The sequence below is a fragment of the Mesorhizobium sp. M0698 genome (assembly GCF_040320455.1).
GTDB lineage: Bacteria > Pseudomonadota > Alphaproteobacteria > Rhizobiales > Rhizobiaceae > Mesorhizobium.
The window spans coordinates 543,407-561,089 of sequence record NZ_JAMYPQ010000003.1 but is presented as its reverse complement, the minus strand read 5'-3'; the positions used below and the strand labels follow the sequence as shown (position 1 = coordinate 561,089).

Sequence of the window (17,683 nt, the reverse complement as noted above, 5' to 3'; positions counted from 1 at the left end):
CGCAGGAGCAAAAAATGATCCGTCACACCGTCGTGTTCACGCTGAAACACCCGCCGCATTCGCTCGAGGAAAAACGGTTCCTCGCCGACGCCAAGAGGATTCTCACGGCGATAAAGGGCGTCACGCATTTCGAGCAGTTGCGGCAGGTCAGTCCCAAGAACGACTACCGCTTCGGCTTCTCGATGGAGTTCGCCGATCAGCGGGCCTATTCCGGCTACAACGACCATCCCGACCACGTCGCCTTCGTCCGCGACCGCTGGATCCCGGAAGTCGAGGCGTTTATGGAGATCGACTACGTGCCGCTCGGCTGGGGCTGAGACTGGAAAGCGGCGCTCTAAAAATTAATACCCGGCGTCGCGATCCACCACATTTTCCAGCGGTTCGCCGCGCTCGAAAGCATCCATCTGGCGCAGCATGATCGGCGCCAGGTGGACCGGATCGGAAGTTGCCGCCGCATGCGGCGTCACGAACACTTTGGGGTGGCTCCATAGCGGGCTGGTCTTCGGCAGCGGCTCGACCTCGAAAACGTCGAGGCTGGCTTCCTTCAGCGTGCCGTCGTCCAGCGCGCGCAAAATGTCGGCGTCCTTCTGCAGCCTGCCGCGCCCGGCATTGATCAGCACTGAGCCGCCGAGGCCGTTGCGCTTCCGCAGCTCCTTCAGCACGCCGTGGTTGATGATACCGTGCGTCTGCGGCGTCAGCGGCAGCAGCACCACCAGGATGTCGGTGGCGTTTAGGAACGGGATCAGGCCGGCCTCGCCCGCGTAAGTCGAGACACCTTGCATCGGCCGATCGCTGCGCGACCAGCCATTGACGGGAAAGCCGAGCGACAACAGCACCGATGCCGCCGCGCGGCCAAGCGTGCCGAGCCCCATAATGCCGACCGAGATGTCGCTGGCCGGCCGCTGCTGCGGTTCATGCCAGATCTTCTTCTGCTGCTGGGCGCGGTAGAGCATGCCTTGGCGATGGTGGTCGAGCACCCGCCAGACGACGTATTCGGTCATGTACTGGGTCAGGTTGTCGGCCACCACCTTGACGACCGGTACGTCGGGCAAGGTGGGATCGGCGAAGATGTGGTCGACGCCGGCGCCGATCGAGAAGATGGCGCGCAGATTGGGCAGCGACGACAACAGGTTCGGCCGCTGTTTCCACACCACAGCATAGGTAATCGAGGGATCGCCGGCGCCATTCGGCTCGAGCACCACCTCGCGCTCCGCCGACAGCAGTTCGCGCCAGCGCAGCGGATGAATACCGGTGAGGGCAAGCAGGATGCGGCCTTTTTCCATTGCGGATTGTTTTTCCCTTTTTACCAACAGCGTTCGCGTCCCGATGTGCAAGGGCGCGGCAGCGTTTTGATTTTGTGCATGATCTCTGGCGAAAATCTACTCGCTGACGATGCCGACCGGCGCCGTTTCGATCTTGAAAGCGGCCGAGATCAACGCCTTTGTATAGTCGGTCCGCGGGTGGCCAAAAATCTGTTCGGAAGGGCCGGCCTCGACGATCCTGCCATTGCGCATGACGATGACTTCATTGGCGAGCGCGCGGATGACCCTCAGATCGTGGCTGATGAAGAGGTAGGCGAGGTCGTGCTTGGCCTGCAGGCTGCGTAAGAGGTCGACGACCTGCGCCTGCACGCTCATGTCGAGCGCCGAGGTCGGCTCGTCCAGCATGACGAAACGCGGGTTGAGCACCATGGCGCGCGCGATGGCGACGCGCTGGCGCTGGCCGCCGGAGAATTCGTGCGGATAGCGGTTTCGCGTCGCCGGATCGAGGCCGACTTCCCCGAGCACGTCGACGACTCTGCTGTCGCGCGCATCAGGAGACAGCTTCGGCTCATGGATCTTCAACCCTTCCTCGATGATCTCGGCGACCGACATGCGCGGACTCAGCGAACCGAACGGATCCTGGAAGACGATCTGCAACTCGCGCCGCAGCGGCCGCATTTCGTTGAAGGACAACTGATCGATGCCGCGTCCGTTGAACTGGATGTTCCCGGTCGACGAGATCATCCTGGCCAGCGCCAGGCCGAGCGTCGTCTTGCCTGAGCCGGATTCGCCGACGACGCCAAGCGTCTGACCGGCCCGCACGGTGACGTCGATGCCGTCGACCGCCTTCACATTGTCGACGGTGCGCCGGAAGAAGCCCTTCTTGATCGGAAACCAGACCTTGACGTCCTTGCCGACCATCACCGGCTTGGCGGCCTGGTTGGCCGCCGGCGGCTTGCCTTTCGGCTCGGCGGCAAGCAGATGCCGCGTGTAGGCGTGCTGCGGATTGGCGAATATCTCCTTGGTCGGGCCGGTCTCGACGATCTTGCCCTTGGTCATCACGCAGACCCGGTCGGCGATCTTCCTGACGATGCCGAGATCGTGGGTGATGAACAGCATCGACATGTTCTTGCGGCTTTTCAGGCCGGCCAGCAATTCGAGGATCTGCGCCTGGACGGTGACGTCGAGCGCCGTCGTCGGCTCGTCGGCGATCAAAAGTTCAGGCTCGTTGGCCAGCGACATGGCGATCATGACGCGCTGGCGCTGGCCGCCGGAAAGCTGGTGCGGATAGGCGTCGAGCCGCTTCTCCGGCTCGCGGATGCCGACCTCGTGCAGAAGTTCCAGCGTGCGCGCCTTGGCTTTGCGATCCCCCAGGCCCTGGTGCAGCTTCAATACCTCGACGATCTGCTGCTCTATCGTATGCAGCGGGTTGAGCGAGGTCATCGGCTCCTGGAAGATCATGGTAATCTTGTTGCCGCGCACGCGGCGCAAGTCTCTCTCGTCCGTGGCAAGCAGGTCGGCGCCGAGGAACAGGATCTTTCCCGAAGGGTGGCTGGCGGTCGGATAGGGCAGCAGCTTCAGCACCGATAGCGCGGTGACCGACTTGCCGGAGCCGGATTCGCCGACGAGCGCCACCGTCTCGCCCTTGGCGAGGTCGAAGGAAATATGGTCGACGGCGATCGACTGGTCGCCGCCTTGCGTGAAGGCGACGCTGAGATCCTGGACCGAGAGCAGCGGGGTGTCGCTCATCTGAACGTCTTGCGCGGATCGAAGGCGTCGCGGGTGGCCTCGCCGACGAAGACCAGCAGCGACAGCATCAGCGAGATGACGACGAAGCCGGAAATGCCGAGCCAGGGCGCGTTGAGATTGCGCTGTGCCTGCTTCAGCAACTCACCCAGCGAGGCGGCGCCGGGCGGCAGGCCGAAGCCGAGATAGTCGAGCGAGGTCAGCGTCGAAATCGAGCCGCTGAGCAGGAAGGGCAGGAAGGTCAGCGTCGCCACCATGGCGTTGGGCAGCAGATGCCGGAACATAATGGTGACATTGGATACGCCGAGCGCGCGCGCCGCGTTGACATATTCGAAATTGCGGGCGCGCAGGAACTCGGCCCGCACCACGCCGACCAGTGCCACCCAGGAGAACAGCAGCATCAATCCGAGCAGGATGAAGAAGCCGGGCGGCAGGATGGCGGCGACGATCAAGAGCAGATACAGCACCGGGATCGCCGACCAGATCTCGATGAAACGCTGGAACAGGAGGTCGGTCCAGCCGCCGAAATAGCCCTGCAGAGCGCCGGCCGCCACGCCGATCAGCGCCGAGCCGGCGGTCAGGATCAGGCCGAACAGCACCGATATCCTGAAGCCGTAGATGACGCGCGCCAGCACGTCGCGGGCCTGGTCGTCGGTGCCCAGCCAGTTCCAGTTGCCGACGTTGCAATTGGGGTCTGCCTCGCCTTTCGGATACTGGTTGCAGCGCGTCTTCTTGTCGTAGAGCCAGGACGGCTTGGTCGGTGCTGCTTCGGGAATAGCGTTGTTGACGGTCTGGTAGGAGTAGCGCACCGGCGGCCAGACCATCCAGCCATTGGCGTTGATCTCGTCCTGGATCACCGGGTCGCGGTAGTCGGTGACCGCATAGAAGCCGCCGAACTTCTCCTCGGGATAAGCGACCAGGACCGGAAACAGGATCTCGCCCTTGTAGGAGGCGATGATCGGCTTGTCGTTGGCGACCAATTCCGAAACCAGCGACAGCACGAACAGGAACAGGAATATCCACAACGACCAGTAGCCGCGCCGGTTGGACTTGAAGTTCTGCAGGCGCCGCTGGTTGAGCGGCGACAGAAAGGGCCGCGCGATCCGTGCCGGCGCCGTTTCGGCTGTGGCCTGCGCCATCAGACGTCTCTCCGCTCGAAATCGATGCGTGGATCGACCCAGGTATAGATCAGATCGGACAAAAGCCCGACGAACAGGCCAAGCAGCGAGAAGATGAAGAGATTGGCGAACACCACCGGATAGTCGCGCTGCACCACCGAGTTGAAGCCGAGCAGGCCGAGGCCGTCGAGCGAAAATATGTTCTCGATCAGCAGCGAGCCGGTGAAGAAGGCCGAGATGAAAGCACCGGGAAAACCGGCGATGACGATCAGCATGGCGTTGCGGAAGACGTGGCCATAAAGCACCTGCCGCTCCGACAGGCCCTTGGCGCGGGCTGTGACCACATATTGCTTGCGGATTTCCTCGAGGAAGGAATTCTTGGTCAAAAGCGTCGTCGTGGCGAAGGCCGACAATACCAGCGCGGTCAGCGGCAAGGTCATATGCCAGAAATAGTCGACGATCCGCGCCGGCCACGACAGCTGGTCCCAATTGTCGGAGGTGATGCCGCGCAGCGGAAACCAGTCCCAGAACGAGCCGCCGGCAAACAGCACCATCAGCAATATGCCGAACAGAAACCCGGGAATGGCGTAGCCGACGATGACGACGCCGCTGGTCCAGACGTCGAAGGTGGAGCCGTCCTTGACCGCCTTGCGGATGCCGAGCGGGATCGAGATCAGATAGGACAAAAGCGTGATCCACAGCCCGATCGAGATCGACACCGGCATCTTTTCCAGGATCAGGTCGAGCACCGATATGTCGCGGAAATAGCTGTCGCCGAAATCGAAGCGGAGATAGTTCCACAGCATCATGCCGAAGCGCTCGAGCGGCGGCTTGTCGAAACCGAACTGCTTCTCCAGCTTCTTGATGAATTCCGGGTCGAGCCCTTGCGCGCCGCGGTATTTCGAGCCGACGTCGCCGGCGACGTCGAAATTGGCGCCGCCGGCATCACCGCCGCCGCCGCCGAGGCGATCGCTGCCGCCCTGGTTGGTCAGCCTGGCGATGACCTGCTCGACCGGCCCGCCCGGCGCGAACTGGATGACGGCGAACGACACCGCCATGATGCCGAACAGGGTCGGGATCATCAGCAGGATACGGCGCAGTATATAGGCGCCCATCAGGCTCTCTGCCTCGCTTGTGCGAAAATCTCAGGCTTTGCCAATTTTTGCCGCCTTGTCTTTGTCGAACCACCACAGCGTCTCGACCGGAAAGTCGTAATCCGGCTTTTGAGCGGGAAAGCCGAACATATCCCAGAAGGCAGCCCGGTGATTCGCCAGATGATATGTTGGAATCCAGTCTAGCCGCGCGCGCAAGACCCGATCGAGCGCGTTGAGCGCGGTGACGAGTTCGATCCGGCTCTGCGCCTTGCCGGCTGCCTCGATCAGCGCGTCGATGGCTTTGCTTTCCGTACCCGGATAGTTGCGCATCCCCGGCGTTTTCGCCATCCGGGAATTGTAGAGGATTTCCAGGCCGTCGGCAGTAGGCGTCGCCCCGATCAACCAATGTAGCATGTTGAAATCGAAATCGTAGTTGCTTTGCCGCGCTTCAAATTGCGTCGAATCGACCTGCCGGATCGAAGCGTCGATGCCAATCGCCTTCATATTCTCGGACCACGGCGCGAAAATGCGAACGAGACCCTCGTCCTCGGCCAGCATTTCCACCCGCAGTCGCTCGCCCTTCTCATTGACGACGAAATTGCCCGCTCGCTTCCAGCCGGCTTCGGCAAGCAGTCTCGAAGCTTCGCGCAGCACCTTACGGTCGTGACCGGAACCGTCCGAGACGGGTTGCACCACCGGTTCGCCGAAGGTTTCCGGCGGCAACTCGGCTCGAAACGGCTCCAGCAGTTTCAATTCCTGGGGCGAGGGCGGGCCCTCGGCCTTGTAGTCCGATCGTTCGAAGTTCGATTGCGAGCGCTCGTAGGAGCCGAAAAACAGTACCCGCTTGGTCCATTCGAAATCGAAGCAATAGGCGATCGCCTGTCTCACGCGCACATCGCGGAATTGCGGCCGGCGCTGGTTCAGCGCGACAGCCTGCATGTCGGGCGATTTCTCGCCGGGAAATTCGCGTTTGACGACCCTGCCATCCTTCAGCGCTGGAAAGTCGTAGCCGGTCGCCCATACGCGCGCGGTGAACTCCTCGCGAAAATGCGTATCGCCTTTCTTGAACGCTTCAAACGCTGCCTGGCGATCAAGGTAGAAATCGATACGGATACGGTCGAAATTATTAAGCCCGCGGTTCACGGCGAGATCGCGCCCCCAATAATCGGCGACGCGTTCATATTCGATAGTCTGCCCGGCCACGACCCGTCCCATCTTGTACGGCCCGGAGCTGAGCGGCGGGGTCATCGTCGAGGCGTCGAAATCATTGGCCGTATAGAAGGCTTTGGACACGATCGGCATTACGGCGATCGCGAGGATATTCTGCGCCGACTGTTTGCCGTTGAAGGTAAGGCTGACAGTAAGCGGATCGATTGCGACCGCATCCGTCATATGCCGCAGCGCTTGGGAAAGGTTCGGGTGTCCCCGGTCTTTGTAGAGGTTCAAGGCGAAGGCAACGTCCTCAGCCGTCAGCGGCGAGCCGTCATGGAAGCGCGCTTGTGGCCGCAGGCTGAAGCGGAAGCCGTTGCGGTCCTGCGACAAGGTAACGAATTCGGCAAGCACGCCGTAGACCGCATCCGGCTCATCGAGCGCCCTTGCCATCAGCGAATCGAAACAGAGCTCGGTGCGCGGCGGCGAATCCCCCTTCAACACCAGCGAGTTCAACGTGTTGAAAGTCAGAAAGCTCTGATTGAGGGTGGAGTTCGGCGGGCCGAAATTCATCCGGCCGCCCTTGGGAGCGTCTGGATTGACATAGTCGAAATGCGTGAAATCCGGAGGATATTTGAGATCGCCGAAGGCAGACAGCCCGTGCAGTTTCACGCCGGTCGGGATGGCGGCGAAAGCCCGGCCGGGCAGCAGCGCTGCAGCGGCGGCCGCACCGCCAAGGGCGAGGAAATCGCGACGGGGCAGCGCAGCCATCAATTGCCACTCTTATATTTGGCGGCCAGCGCTTTTTCCTTGTCCGGGTCGATCCACCAGGAATTCTGGTCGACGCCGCTATAGGCGGGCTGTTTCTCCGGCATACCGAACTTGTTCCAGTAGGCCAGCCAAACCACGGCGCGGTAATATTGCGGCACGACATAGTAGTTCCACAGCAGCACCCGGTCGAGCGCATGGGTGGCGGCAACCAGATCGTCGCGGTCGGTGGCAAAGATGATGCGGTCGACCAGCGCATCGACGACCGGATTCTTGATGCCGGCGTAATTGCGCGATCCCGGCGAATCGGCGGCCTTGGAACTCCAGAAATCGCGCTGTTCATTGCCGGGAGAGTCCGACTGCCCGAGTATCGAAGTGACCACGTCAAAGTCGAAGTGGGTGACTCGGTTGATATACTGGGTTTGGTCGATCAGGCGCAGCGTTGCGTCGACGCCGATTTTGCGCAGATTGGCGATATACGGGCTGGCGATGACCTGGTCGGTGTCGTTCCAACCGAGGATCTCGAATTTGAACGGTTCGCCGGTCTTGGCGTTGACCATCTTGCCGCCCTTGATGATCCAGCCTGCCTTGGCGAACAGATCGACCGCGGTCTTCAGGTATTTGCGCTCAGCCTGCGGGTTGTCGTAGACCGGCAGCTTGAATTCCTGGGTAAAGACTTCAGGCGGCAGCTTGTCACGGTACTGCTCGAGGATTTCGAGTTCCTTGCCCTGCGGCAGGCCACTCGACGCCAGTTCGGTGCCCTGGAAATAGCTGCTGGTGCGGGTGTTGGAACCGAAGAACAGGGTCCGGTTCATCGTCTCGAAATCGAACGGATACATCAACGCGGCGCGTACCAGGCGATCCTGGAACAGCGGGCGCCTGGTGTTGAGCATGAAGGCCTGCATCGGTTCGGGCGACGCGGTCTTGAATTCCTTCTTGATGACGTCGCCGGCCTGAACTGCCGGGAAATTATAGGCCGTGTTCCAGCGCCTCGAACTGTTCTCCGGCTTGATGTCGTCCAGCCCGCCCTTGGTAAAGGCCTGCCAGGCGGCATTGTCGTCGAGAAAATAGGTAAAACGCTGCCTGTCGAAATTCTCGCGGCCGATTTTTACGGGCAGCTTGGCCGCCCAGTAATCGGGCACGCGCTGCCAGATGATTTCGGAGCCAGGCTTGAAGCTGGCGATCTTGTAGGCGGCGGAGCCGAGCGGCGGCTCCTGCGTCGGCTTTGTGACGTCGCGCTTCTTGCCGTTGGCGTCGGTGCCTTCCCACCAGTGCTTGGGCAGCACAACGAGATCGCCGATGATCTTCGGTAGCTCCCGGTTGCCCTTCTGGCTGAAGTGGAATTCGACCTCGCGGTCGGACACCGCGACGGAGTCGGTGACGTTTTCGAAATAGCGGCTGTACATCGGGCTGTTGGCCTTCAGCACCTGGAACGACCAGATCACGTCCTCGGTGGTGATCGGCTGGCCGTCATGCCATTTCGCCCGCGGATCGAGCCGGTAGGTCGCCGAGGAATAGTCGGCCGGATATTTGTAGGCGTCGGCGATCAGCGGATGGCTGGTGCTGCCCTCGTCGGTCGCCTGCTCCATCAACGTGTCGTAGAGCAGGCCGCCGCCGAACTGCGCGAAGCCGGCGGCCGGCGAACCCTGCACGATATAGGGGTTGAAGCTGTCGAACGTGCCGAGCACCACTGAGTTCACTGTGCCGCCCTTCGGCGCATCCGGATTGACGTAGTCGTAGTGCTGGAAGTTGTCGCCGTATTTGGATTCGCCGATCAGCGAGGAGGTCGTACGCCATTCGTCCGCGAAGGCCGCCTGCAATCCGCCGGCAAAAGCGGCCAGCATCAGCACTGATTTCAGAAGCGTCCGCGCTCGGCCAACCGTCATGCGTTCTCCTCTTCGCGATATAGCGCCGTCACCATAGCGTCTGGGCCCAATCTAGATCATTTGGCGGCGCTGAAAACCGCAACCGAGCGGCTTTGTCGTTGCATATGCATTTTTCCTAACGAAAAAGCCGGGCTGAACCCGGCTTTTTCAAGGATTATGCCATTACAGTTTTGTTATTTTGCGGGCGCAGCCGGCGCCGGAGCGGCTGGCGCCGCGCCTTCTGCCGGCTTGGCAGGGGCCGCACCTTCGGGCGGCTTGGCGGCCTCATTTTCGGCCGAGGCGCCGGGCGCCGGCAGCGGCTTCGGATTGTCCGACAGCGTGCGCAGATAGGCGATGACGTTGGCGCGGTCCTCATCCTTCGGCAGACCGGCGAAGCCCATCGCGGTGCCCTTTACGAACTTCTTCGGCGAGGTGATGAAGTGGTTTAGATTGTCGTAGGTCCACTTCTCGCTGCCGCCCTTGGAGAACTCCTTCATGCCGGCCGAATAGGCAAAGCCCTCATGCTCGGCGACCGGACGGTCGATGATGTCCCAGAGATCGGGGCCGACCTTGTTGGGGCCACCCTTTTCGCCGGAGTGGCAAGCCTGGCATTTCTTGAAGATGGCGGCGCCCGCTTCGGCGTTGGCAGTGGTCAGCAGCTCGGCAATCGGCTTCACGGCCGCGGCGGGAGCGGCCGGGCCGCCTTCGGCGGGCTCGGTCGCCTCGATGGCGAAGCCCGGCTTTTCCGGCGCCGGCGAGGCAAACAGCGCGTCGGACACGATGCCAATGGAAAAGACGATGAACACGGTTCCGAGGAGACCGGCGAGCAGCTTGTTGACTTCGTTGGAATCCATACGCCCCAGGCTCCCTTTTCCGGCGGACCGATCCGTCCACTCCGTCCGTCGGTATCGTGAACCACCCTGCGAGGCGGTCAAATCGCGCGGAAACTAGGTCTTTTGCTCCGGCGTTGCAACACCTATAAGGGCGCTGCCAGTGAGACCTTTTGCCACTTTTGTCCTCCTCTTTTTCGAGCCCCTGCCCGCCTCATGTCCACCCTCATCCTGATCCCGGCCCGCATGGCCTCGACGCGCCTGCCGGGCAAGCCGCTGGCCGACATTGCCGGCACTCCGATGATCGTCCACGTCGCCCGCCGTGCTGCCGAGGCGGGGCTCGGCCGGGTCGTCGTCGCCACCGATACGCAAGGCGTTGCGGAGGCGGTGCGCGCGCATGGTTTCGAGGCGGTGATGACGCGGGCGGACCACGAAACCGGTTCCGACCGCATCTTCGAAGCGCTGACCATTCTCGATCCCGGCAACAGCGTCGAGACCATCGTCAATGTGCAGGGCGATCTGCCGACCATCGACCCCCTTGTTATCGGCGCCGCGCTGAAGCCTTTCGAGAACGCAGCGGTGGATATCGCCACGCTCTGCGTCGAGATCGTACGCGACGAGGAAAAGACCAATCCGAACGTCGTCAAGCTGGTCGGCTCGCCACTCTCGACGACGCGGCTCAGGGCGCTCTATTTCACCCGCGCCACCGCCCCTTGGGGCGAAGGCCCGCTCTACCATCATATCGGCCTCTATGCCTATCGCCGCGCCGCGCTCGAACGCTTCGTTGCGCTGAGGCCGTCGCCGCTGGAGCGCCGCGAGCGGCTGGAGCAGTTGCGGGCGCTGGAGGCCGGCATGCGCATCGATGCGGAGATCGTGCAGTCGGTGCCGCTTGGCGTCGATACGCCGGACGATCTCGAGCGCGCCAGGGCGCTCCTTTCCAACTAACAAATTCTTCCCCCAATTCCCGAGACTCTGCGCATGGCTGAAAAGACCAACAAAATATCCTTCCAGGGCGAGCCGGGCGCCAATTCCGACACCGCCTGCCGCAACATGTTCCCGTCGATGGAGCCGTTGCCGTGCCCGACCTTCGAGGACGCCTTCAATGCGGTCGAGACCGGCAAAGCCGATCTGGCGATGATCCCGATCGAGAACACCATTGCCGGCCGCGTCGCCGACATCCATCACCTCTTGCCGGAATCGAAGCTGCACATCATCGGCGAATACTTTCTGCCGATCCACTTCCAGCTGATGGTGCTGCCCGGCGTCAGGCGCGACGAGATCAGGACCGTGCACAGCCACATCCACGCGCTCGGCCAATGCCGCAAATACATCCGCAAGAACGGCTGGAAGGCGACGGTTGCCGGCGACACCGCGGGCGCCGCCAAGATGGTCGCCGCAATGAAGGACCGCACCATGGCCGCGCTGGCGCCGGCGCTGGCCTCGACCCTCTACGGACTCGACATCATCGAAGAGAATGTCGAGGACACCGACAGCAACGTTACCCGCTTCGTCGTGCTGACCAAGAACAAGCAATGGGCCGAGCGCCCCTCGGCCGACGCCAGGATGATGACGACCTTCATCTTCCGCGTGCGCAATGTGCCGGCAGCGCTCTACAAGGCGATGGGCGGCTTCGCCACCAACGGCATCAACATGACCAAGCTGGAAAGCTACCAGCTCGGCGCGTTTACGGCGACGCTGTTCTACGCCGACATAGAGGGCCATCCCGACGATCCGCTGGTGAAGCTGGCACTCGACGAGTTGCGCTTTTTCTCGCGCGAAATGCGCATTCTCGGCGTCTATCCCGCCAGCGCCTCGCGCGAGCAGTGGAAGGTGGCGGATTAGGATCCGGTCAGGTCAGGCCGAGCTTGTTCTGCTTGGCCGGCTTGCCGCATTCGCGCCGGCTGATCGACCGGTTCATGGCGTCGATCTTGCCGCTTGCCTGGTCGGCGTCGCGTCTGGCTTTCGAGCGCATATCCGGCGTGAACGGGCCAAAGCCCGTCGCCGGGTTGGAGAAGGACGGCTTGGCGTCCACCGGCAAATGATATTGCTGCGCCAGGCCGTTTCGTTGCGCCAGCAATTGATCGCAAGGCACATTGTCATATAGCAGCGAGGACTGGACGTTTTCGTCCTGCCGTTCGGACATCGAATTGCCGACGCAGCCGGCCATCGCCAGGCAAGACGCCAAGACCATCATGTTCCAGCGCATGAACGTGCTCCTTGTCGTTCGCAGCTGCGGCTTCTCATGCGCAGCGGCAGGAGTCTTAGCCAGATTTTACGCTGCCGGAAAGCAAGCTTGCCACTACGGCCAGCCCTTCGACCGGTTGGCGGCGATCCTGCCGGATGATTGTTGCCTGCAGCGACAGGACCGAAAAGCCGTTGGCGTCCAGAACCCGCTCTACATAGCTTTGGGAATGCGCGTAGCGGCGGGACGGCAGCAAGGCGAAATCGCCGCTGCCAGACGAGTGGCCGCCAAGGAGCGTCTCGACGGAGAACGCAAACAGACCGCCGCCGGCAAGCATTCCGGCAATCTTGTTCACCACCTTTTCGAGTGCGCCGACATAGATGAACACATCGGCCGCCGTCACCAGATCGGCTTTCGGGCCAGAATAGCAAAAATCCTGCAGGTCCGTCTTGACGAGCAGATCGTAGACGCCTTTGGCGCGCGCCTGCCTCAGCATGCCGGTCGAGATGTCGTAGCCCTCCAGCCGATCGGCGATCGGCCGCAGCCTCTGGCCCATGAGGCCGGTGCCGCAGCCGAGATCGAGCGCCAGCGAAAACCGGCCCGGCCGTGCTGCCTGGATGGCGCGGTCGAGGCATTCGGGCAGACGATACCCGAGCCTGTCGACCAGCTCACCCTCGAAGCTCCCGGCATAGTGGTCGTAAAGCGTCTCGACAAAGGCGCTGGGCGGCGCCGGGGCCGCCGCTGCCCTGCCGATCAATTGCAGCTTGAGCACCGCGCCGAGCCTGTCCGCCGGGTCGAGCCGCAGTGCCGTCGTCCAGGCCTGCGCGGCACGATCGGGCGCGCCTGCCGCTTCCTGCATCTCGCCGAGGCGGAACCAGCCGGCTGGCCATTGCGGCGCCAGTTCGAGCGCGCCGAGCAGCAATTCCGCCGCTGCCGCATGATCGCCGGATGCATAGAGCATTTCGGCATAGTCGGCGCGGCGGTCGGCGGTCAAATCGCCGGACGAGGTCTGGAGCGGTTTCATGCGATCGGGTTCCGCCGGGTGTTTGCAGCCGGCTTGCGCTCTATGCTGGAGTCAGCAGTGACTTACAACAGGCTTCCCGCGCCGGAATTAGCGCCTATCTTGGGGCCATGCGCGCCAGCGACCTGCTTCATCCCCGGCCGGAAGGGCTGTATTGCCCGCCCGGCGATTTCTTCATCGACCCGGTGCGGCCGGTCAACCGGGCGCTGATCACACATGGCCATTCCGACCATGCCCGCTCCGGCCACCGCTCGGTAATGGCGACGCAGCAGACGCTCGATATCATGGGGCTGCGTTACGGCGAAGGTTTTGCCGGAACGACGCAAGCCGCCGTGCTCGGCGAGACGATTGCGCTTGGCGGTGTGGCCGTCAGCTTTCACCCGGCCGGCCATGTGCTGGGCTCGGCGCAGATCAAGGTCGCGCATCAGGGCACATGCATCGTCGCGTCCGGCGACTATAAGCGCCAGAAGGACACGACCTGCGAGCCGTTCGAGCCGCTCAAGTGTGACGTCTTCATCACCGAGGCGACGTTCGGCCTGCCGGTGTTTCGGCATCCGCCCGATTCCGAAGAGATCGCCCGGCTGCTGAAATCGACCGAACAGTTTCCCGAGCGCACGCATCTGGTCGGCGCTTATGCGCTGGGCAAGGCGCAGCGTGTCATGCGCCTGCTGCGCGATGCCGGCTACGAAAAGCCGATCTACATCCACGGCGCGCTGGCCAAGCTCAGCGAGTATTACCAGAGCCAGAATATCGATCTCGGCACATTGGAACCGGCGACCGTCGAGACCGGCCAAAAAAGCGACTTTGCCGGCGCCATCGTCGTCGGCCCGCCATCCGCCTTCGCCGATCGCTGGGCGCGGCGTTTTCCCGATCCGATGTCTTGCTTCGCCTCAGGGTGGATGCGCATCCGCCAGCGCGCCAAGCAGGGCGGCGTCGAGCTGCCGCTGATCATTTCCGACCACTCCGACTGGGACGAGTTGACCGCCACGATCAAGGAGACCGGCGCCGAAGAAATCTGGGTAACGCATGGCCGCGAGGAGGCTCTGGTGCGCTGGTGCGAACTCGAAGGCATTGCGGCTCGGCCGCTGCATCTCGTTGGCTATGAGGACGAGGGCGATTGATGGTGTTTTTGGATCCAGCAATCGCCGGTACGGCGCTCTACGGCGCCCCCCTCTGGCCTGCCGGCCATCTCCCCCTCAAGGGGGGAGATCGGCAGCTTTGGTTTTGCCGCTCATCCTGCAACGTTGGAAATTGGCGAAAGCAGTCGCGACAGCAAATCTCCCCCCTTGAGGGGGAGATGTCCGGCAGGACAGAGGGGGGCGCGACAGAACGCAAGCCTTTCCCATTGGCGTCGCCCCTCCCATGAACCGCTTCGCCGAGCTTCTCGACCGGCTGGTGCTGACGCCGTCGCGCAACGGCAAGCTGACGCTCTTGACCGATTATTTCCGCAGCGTCGAGGATCCGGACCGCGGGCTGGCGCTGGCTGCCATCACCGGCGATCTGTCCATCGCCGCGGTCAAGCCGGCGATGCTGCGCACACTGGTGATCGAGCGCATGGATCCGGTGCTGTTCGGCTATTCCTACGACTATGTCGGCGACCTGGCCGAGACCGTGTCGCTGGTCTGGCCGCAGGCGCCGGTCGACATTGCGAACCACGAGCCGACGCTGGCCGAGGTGGTGGCGAAGCTGCAGGCGGCGAGCCGTTCCGACGGGCCGCAGGTGCTGGCCCGGCTGCTCGACAGCGCCAGCACTTCGGCGCGCTTTGCCATCATAAAGCTGGTCACCGGTGGCCTGCGCATCGGTGTCTCGGCGCGGCTCGCCAAGCAGGCGCTGGCCGATTTCGGCAAGGTCGATGTCGCCGAGATCGAGGAACTCTGGCACGGGCTGACGCCGCCCTATCTCGCGCTGTTCGCCTGGCTCGAAGGCAAGGCCGAAAAACCCAGGAAGACGGCGCTGGCGCTGTTCAGGCCGGTGATGCTGTCGAATGCCGTCGGCGACGGCGACCTCGAAAAGCTCGACCCGGCCGACTACGCGGCCGAATGGAAATGGGACGGCATCCGCGTCCAGGCGGTTTGCCAAGGCGGCATTCGCCGGCTCTATTCGCGCACCGGTGACGATGTCTCCGGCGCCTTTCCGGATCTTGCCGAGGCGATGGATTTTTCCGGCGCCCTCGACGGCGAGCTTCTGGTCGGTGACCCCAGGCAGGCGACGGGCACCTTCTCGGACCTGCAGCAGCGGCTGAACCGCAAGAGCGTGTCACCCAAGATCCAGCAGCAATACCCCGCCTTCATGCGCTGCTACGATGCGCTGCAGATTGGTGACGAGGATGTGCGCGGACTTCCCTTCCGCGAACGGCGCGGCCGGCTCGAGGCCTTCGTCAGGACACTCGATCCGGGCCGCTTCGATCTGTCGCCGCTGGTCGAATTCACCAACTGGCAGACGCTGGAGGAATTGCGCCGCAAGCCGCTGCATCCGGTCATCGAAGGCGTCATGCTGAAGCGCTGGGATTCGCCCTATGTGGCCGGGCGGCCGAAGGGCCCGTGGTTCAAATGGAAGCGCGATCCGCACACGGTCGACGCGGTGCTGATGTATGCCCAGCGCGGCCACGGCAAGCGTTCGAGCTTCTATTCCGACTACACATTCGGCGTCTGGTCCGGGCCGGAAGGATCGGAGGAGCTGGTGCCGGTGGGAAAAGCCTATTTCGGCTTCACCGACGAGGAACTGAGGCAGATCGACAAATATGTCCGCGACAATACGATCGAGCGCTTTGGCCCGGTCCGCTCGGTGCGTGCCGACCGCAGGAACGGGCTGGTGCTTGAGGTAGCCTTCGAAGGGCTCAACCGCTCGACGCGGCACAAATCCGGCGTTGCCATGCGCTTTCCGCGCATTTCGCGGCTGCGCTGGGACAAGCCGGCGGCCGAAGCCGACCGCATCGAGACGCTGCAGGCGCTGCTCGATAGTTAATGCATGTCGCGCAAAAAGTGTGCAGCGGTTTTGCGGTAACGACATGCATCAAAACAAGAATCTAAAGCGCGTCGCATGAGGCCGGTCCGAACGCGACGTGCTTTAGGGAACGACTGAAACGCGGATCTCGTAGATGTCGACCGACTTGCCCTGCTTGTCGAAGTCGGAATTGATGGCGATGGTGCCGGCAGCGCCCGGACGCTTGTCGGGAAAGCGCACGTCGAACAGATATTCATTGCGCTCGCGACCGACGGCATAGCGCTTGCGGCCGCAGTCGCCGAGTTCGCCGAAATTGCAATCGACGGAAATCTGCGTCTCCTGCCGCTCCTCGGAGCGCGCGATGATGTCGAATGTGGCATGCTTGCCGGCTAGTTTTTCCAGCACGCCTTGTCCGACGTCGAAGCTGATGGCCGAGCCGGATGCCCCCGAGCGGATGCGCAGGAAGGAACCGCTTTCGTCCTGGATGACGTCGGCCTTGGCGTCCGACGGTGCATTGACCTGCGTCGGGTCACCCGGCGAAAAAACGTTGATCCAGTCGCGCGCCTGGTCCTCCTCGCCCTGCTTTGGCGGCGAAGCGGTGTCGTCCGGCGTGAAATCTTCGCCATCGACCGTTGGCGGCGCTTCCGGTGGCGCTGTGTCGAGCTCGGTCGCCGATTTGAAGACGCCGGTCTGGTTGGCGAAATAAAGGCCGATGCCGGCGGCTGCGAGCAGCGTCACACCGAAGAAGATCGCGGTCAAGGGCAGGCGCCGCCGTCTCGCCCGCCGGTCGTCGCGGTCGGGCGTCACTTCCGCGTCGTCGGTTTCGACGTCGGCTTCGGTCGGAACCGAGGCCCCCATGTCGATCACCGGCGCCTCGGGAACAGGCGCGTCGGGCATGATGTCGGGGACGACCGGCAAGACGCGCGACCGGGGCGCATCGGCTTCGGGCGGCTTCGCCGGACCCTCAACGACGACATCGGGCGACGGCGCGGGCTCGGCTTCGGCTTCGGCCGGAGGCTCCACCGCCGGTGCTGCCTCCAAACTGTCGGTCGGCGCGGCGACGTCGGCAACCGCCGGCAGGAATTCCGATTCGATTTCGGTGATCTTCGCCTGGACCGCCTTGCGGCGCTTGATGGCGACTTCCACTGTGACGTTTGGATTGGCCTGCAGGGCACGGTCGAGTGCCGCGAAAGCCGATCGATAGACCCGCTCGCGAAACGCCCGGTCGTCGGCATTGCCTTTCTCGAAGGCGTTGCGGATCGCTTTTTCGATCGCGTCCAAGCGAATTCCCTCTGCAATTTCACTCACATTGTCATGATCGTTAGCCGCAGGCGACCAATCAATCAACAAGCGAGCGGCCGCATTCTGCCTTGCCGAGGGGCACAAAGCTCATTTCGGTGATTTTCGGTAAAGGAATCAACATTTTTCGCTGATTTTCCGGTCACCGCGGCGTGCCGCCTGCCGGCGCGGCATCGCACGACCTATGCCGGATCGATGCGGCGGCTGCCCTTGCGCCCGGCCGGAGGCGGCACGAATTGCCTCGTCCTGAAATCGCGACTGCCATCTTGAATTCGCGGCCGGTTGCGTCTATCACGCAGCCCATCCTGGAAGCTCGGCTTCCCGGGCCGCTTTAGCTCAGTTGGTAGAGCACATCATTCGTAATGATGGGGTCAGGTGTTCGAGTCACCTAAGCGGCACCAAAATT

The 17,683-nt window shown here is 62.9% G+C and carries 15 protein-coding genes and 1 tRNA gene; 6 read left to right on the top strand and 10 right to left on the bottom strand.

From position 1 onward, the window contains the following. Positions 1–14 precede the first annotated feature (14 nt). Complete coding sequence (locus tag NKI16_RS10305; RefSeq protein WP_023676866.1) at positions 15–317, top strand: Dabb family protein; 303 nt, start codon at positions 15–17, stop codon at positions 315–317. Positions 318–341: 24 nt separating this feature from the next. Here the strand turns inward: NKI16_RS10305 and NKI16_RS10300 are convergent, their stop codons facing one another. The 7 genes from NKI16_RS10300 to NKI16_RS10270 form a co-directional block, all read right to left on the bottom strand. Further along, entirely contained in the window at positions 342–1,283 is a 942-nt protein-coding gene (locus NKI16_RS10300) for a 2-hydroxyacid dehydrogenase (RefSeq protein ID WP_352756014.1), read from the bottom strand. A gap of 96 nt (positions 1,284–1,379) precedes the next feature. Then, on the bottom strand, positions 1,380–3,011 hold the full coding sequence (locus NKI16_RS10295; protein WP_352756013.1) for an ABC transporter ATP-binding protein: 1,632 nt from the start codon (positions 3,009–3,011) through the stop codon (positions 1,380–1,382). Beyond that, positions 3,008–4,147 (bottom strand): ABC transporter permease, encoded by a 1,140-nt coding sequence (locus NKI16_RS10290; protein ID WP_352570302.1) that lies wholly within the window; start codon positions 4,145–4,147, stop codon positions 3,008–3,010. Before NKI16_RS10290 ends, NKI16_RS10295 begins: the two co-directional genes overlap by 4 nt. Continuing rightward, on the bottom strand, positions 4,147–5,241 hold the full coding sequence (locus NKI16_RS10285; protein WP_352570300.1) for a microcin C ABC transporter permease YejB: 1,095 nt from the start codon (positions 5,239–5,241) through the stop codon (positions 4,147–4,149). Before NKI16_RS10285 ends, NKI16_RS10290 begins: the two co-directional genes overlap by 1 nt. Positions 5,242–5,271: 30 nt before the next feature. After that, positions 5,272–7,140: an extracellular solute-binding protein gene (locus NKI16_RS10280; protein ID WP_352577505.1), complete on the bottom strand. Its 1,869-nt coding sequence runs from the start codon at positions 7,138–7,140 to the stop codon at positions 5,272–5,274. Next, positions 7,140–9,023, bottom strand: coding sequence for an extracellular solute-binding protein (locus NKI16_RS10275; protein ID WP_352570296.1), 1,884 nt, complete (start codon positions 9,021–9,023; stop codon positions 7,140–7,142). Before NKI16_RS10275 ends, NKI16_RS10280 begins: the two co-directional genes overlap by 1 nt. Before the next feature lie 173 nt (positions 9,024–9,196). Then, positions 9,197–9,856 carry a c-type cytochrome gene (locus tag NKI16_RS10270; RefSeq protein WP_352698171.1) on the bottom strand — a complete coding sequence of 220 codons (660 nt, stop codon included), beginning with the start codon at positions 9,854–9,856 and terminating at the stop codon, positions 9,197–9,199. 192 nt (positions 9,857–10,048) lie between these two features. Between NKI16_RS10270 and NKI16_RS10265 the strand changes: the two genes are divergently transcribed. Next, complete coding sequence (locus tag NKI16_RS10265) at positions 10,049–10,777, top strand: 3-deoxy-manno-octulosonate cytidylyltransferase (RefSeq protein ID WP_023676856.1); 729 nt, start codon at positions 10,049–10,051, stop codon at positions 10,775–10,777. Between the two features lie 33 nt (positions 10,778–10,810). Next, positions 10,811–11,674 (top strand): prephenate dehydratase, encoded by an 864-nt coding sequence (locus NKI16_RS10260; RefSeq protein ID WP_352455083.1) that lies wholly within the window; start codon positions 10,811–10,813, stop codon positions 11,672–11,674. 7 nt (positions 11,675–11,681) lie between these two features. Here NKI16_RS10260 and NKI16_RS10255 read toward each other — a convergent pair whose 3' ends face one another. Both NKI16_RS10255 and NKI16_RS10250 read right to left on the bottom strand, forming a co-directional pair. Beyond that, entirely contained in the window at positions 11,682–12,038 is a 357-nt protein-coding gene (locus tag NKI16_RS10255) for a hypothetical protein (protein ID WP_352922677.1), read from the bottom strand. Positions 12,039–12,093: 55 nt separating this feature from the next. Beyond that, entirely contained in the window at positions 12,094–13,038 is a 945-nt protein-coding gene (locus tag NKI16_RS10250; RefSeq protein ID WP_352698175.1) for a class I SAM-dependent methyltransferase, read from the bottom strand. 107 nt (positions 13,039–13,145) lie between these two features. Here NKI16_RS10250 and NKI16_RS10245 point away from each other — a divergent pair, with 107 nt between their 5' ends. Together NKI16_RS10245 and NKI16_RS10240 are read left to right on the top strand one after the other, a co-directional pair. Continuing rightward, positions 13,146–14,156: a ligase-associated DNA damage response exonuclease gene (locus NKI16_RS10245; protein ID WP_352570288.1), complete on the top strand. Its 1,011-nt coding sequence runs from the start codon at positions 13,146–13,148 to the stop codon at positions 14,154–14,156. Positions 14,157–14,397: 241 nt separating this feature from the next. Then, positions 14,398–15,999, top strand: a complete 1,602-nt coding sequence (locus NKI16_RS10240; protein WP_352698177.1) for a cisplatin damage response ATP-dependent DNA ligase — start codon at positions 14,398–14,400, stop codon at positions 15,997–15,999. A 102-nt stretch (positions 16,000–16,101) separates the two neighbouring features. Here the strand turns inward: NKI16_RS10240 and NKI16_RS10235 are convergent, their stop codons facing one another. Beyond that, positions 16,102–17,259, bottom strand: coding sequence for a hypothetical protein (locus NKI16_RS10235; protein ID WP_352922673.1), 1,158 nt, complete (start codon positions 17,257–17,259; stop codon positions 16,102–16,104). A gap of 343 nt (positions 17,260–17,602) precedes the next feature. Here NKI16_RS10235 and NKI16_RS10230 point away from each other — a divergent pair. After that, positions 17,603–17,678 (top strand) — tRNA-Thr (locus tag NKI16_RS10230). Positions 17,679–17,683 lie beyond the last annotated feature (5 nt).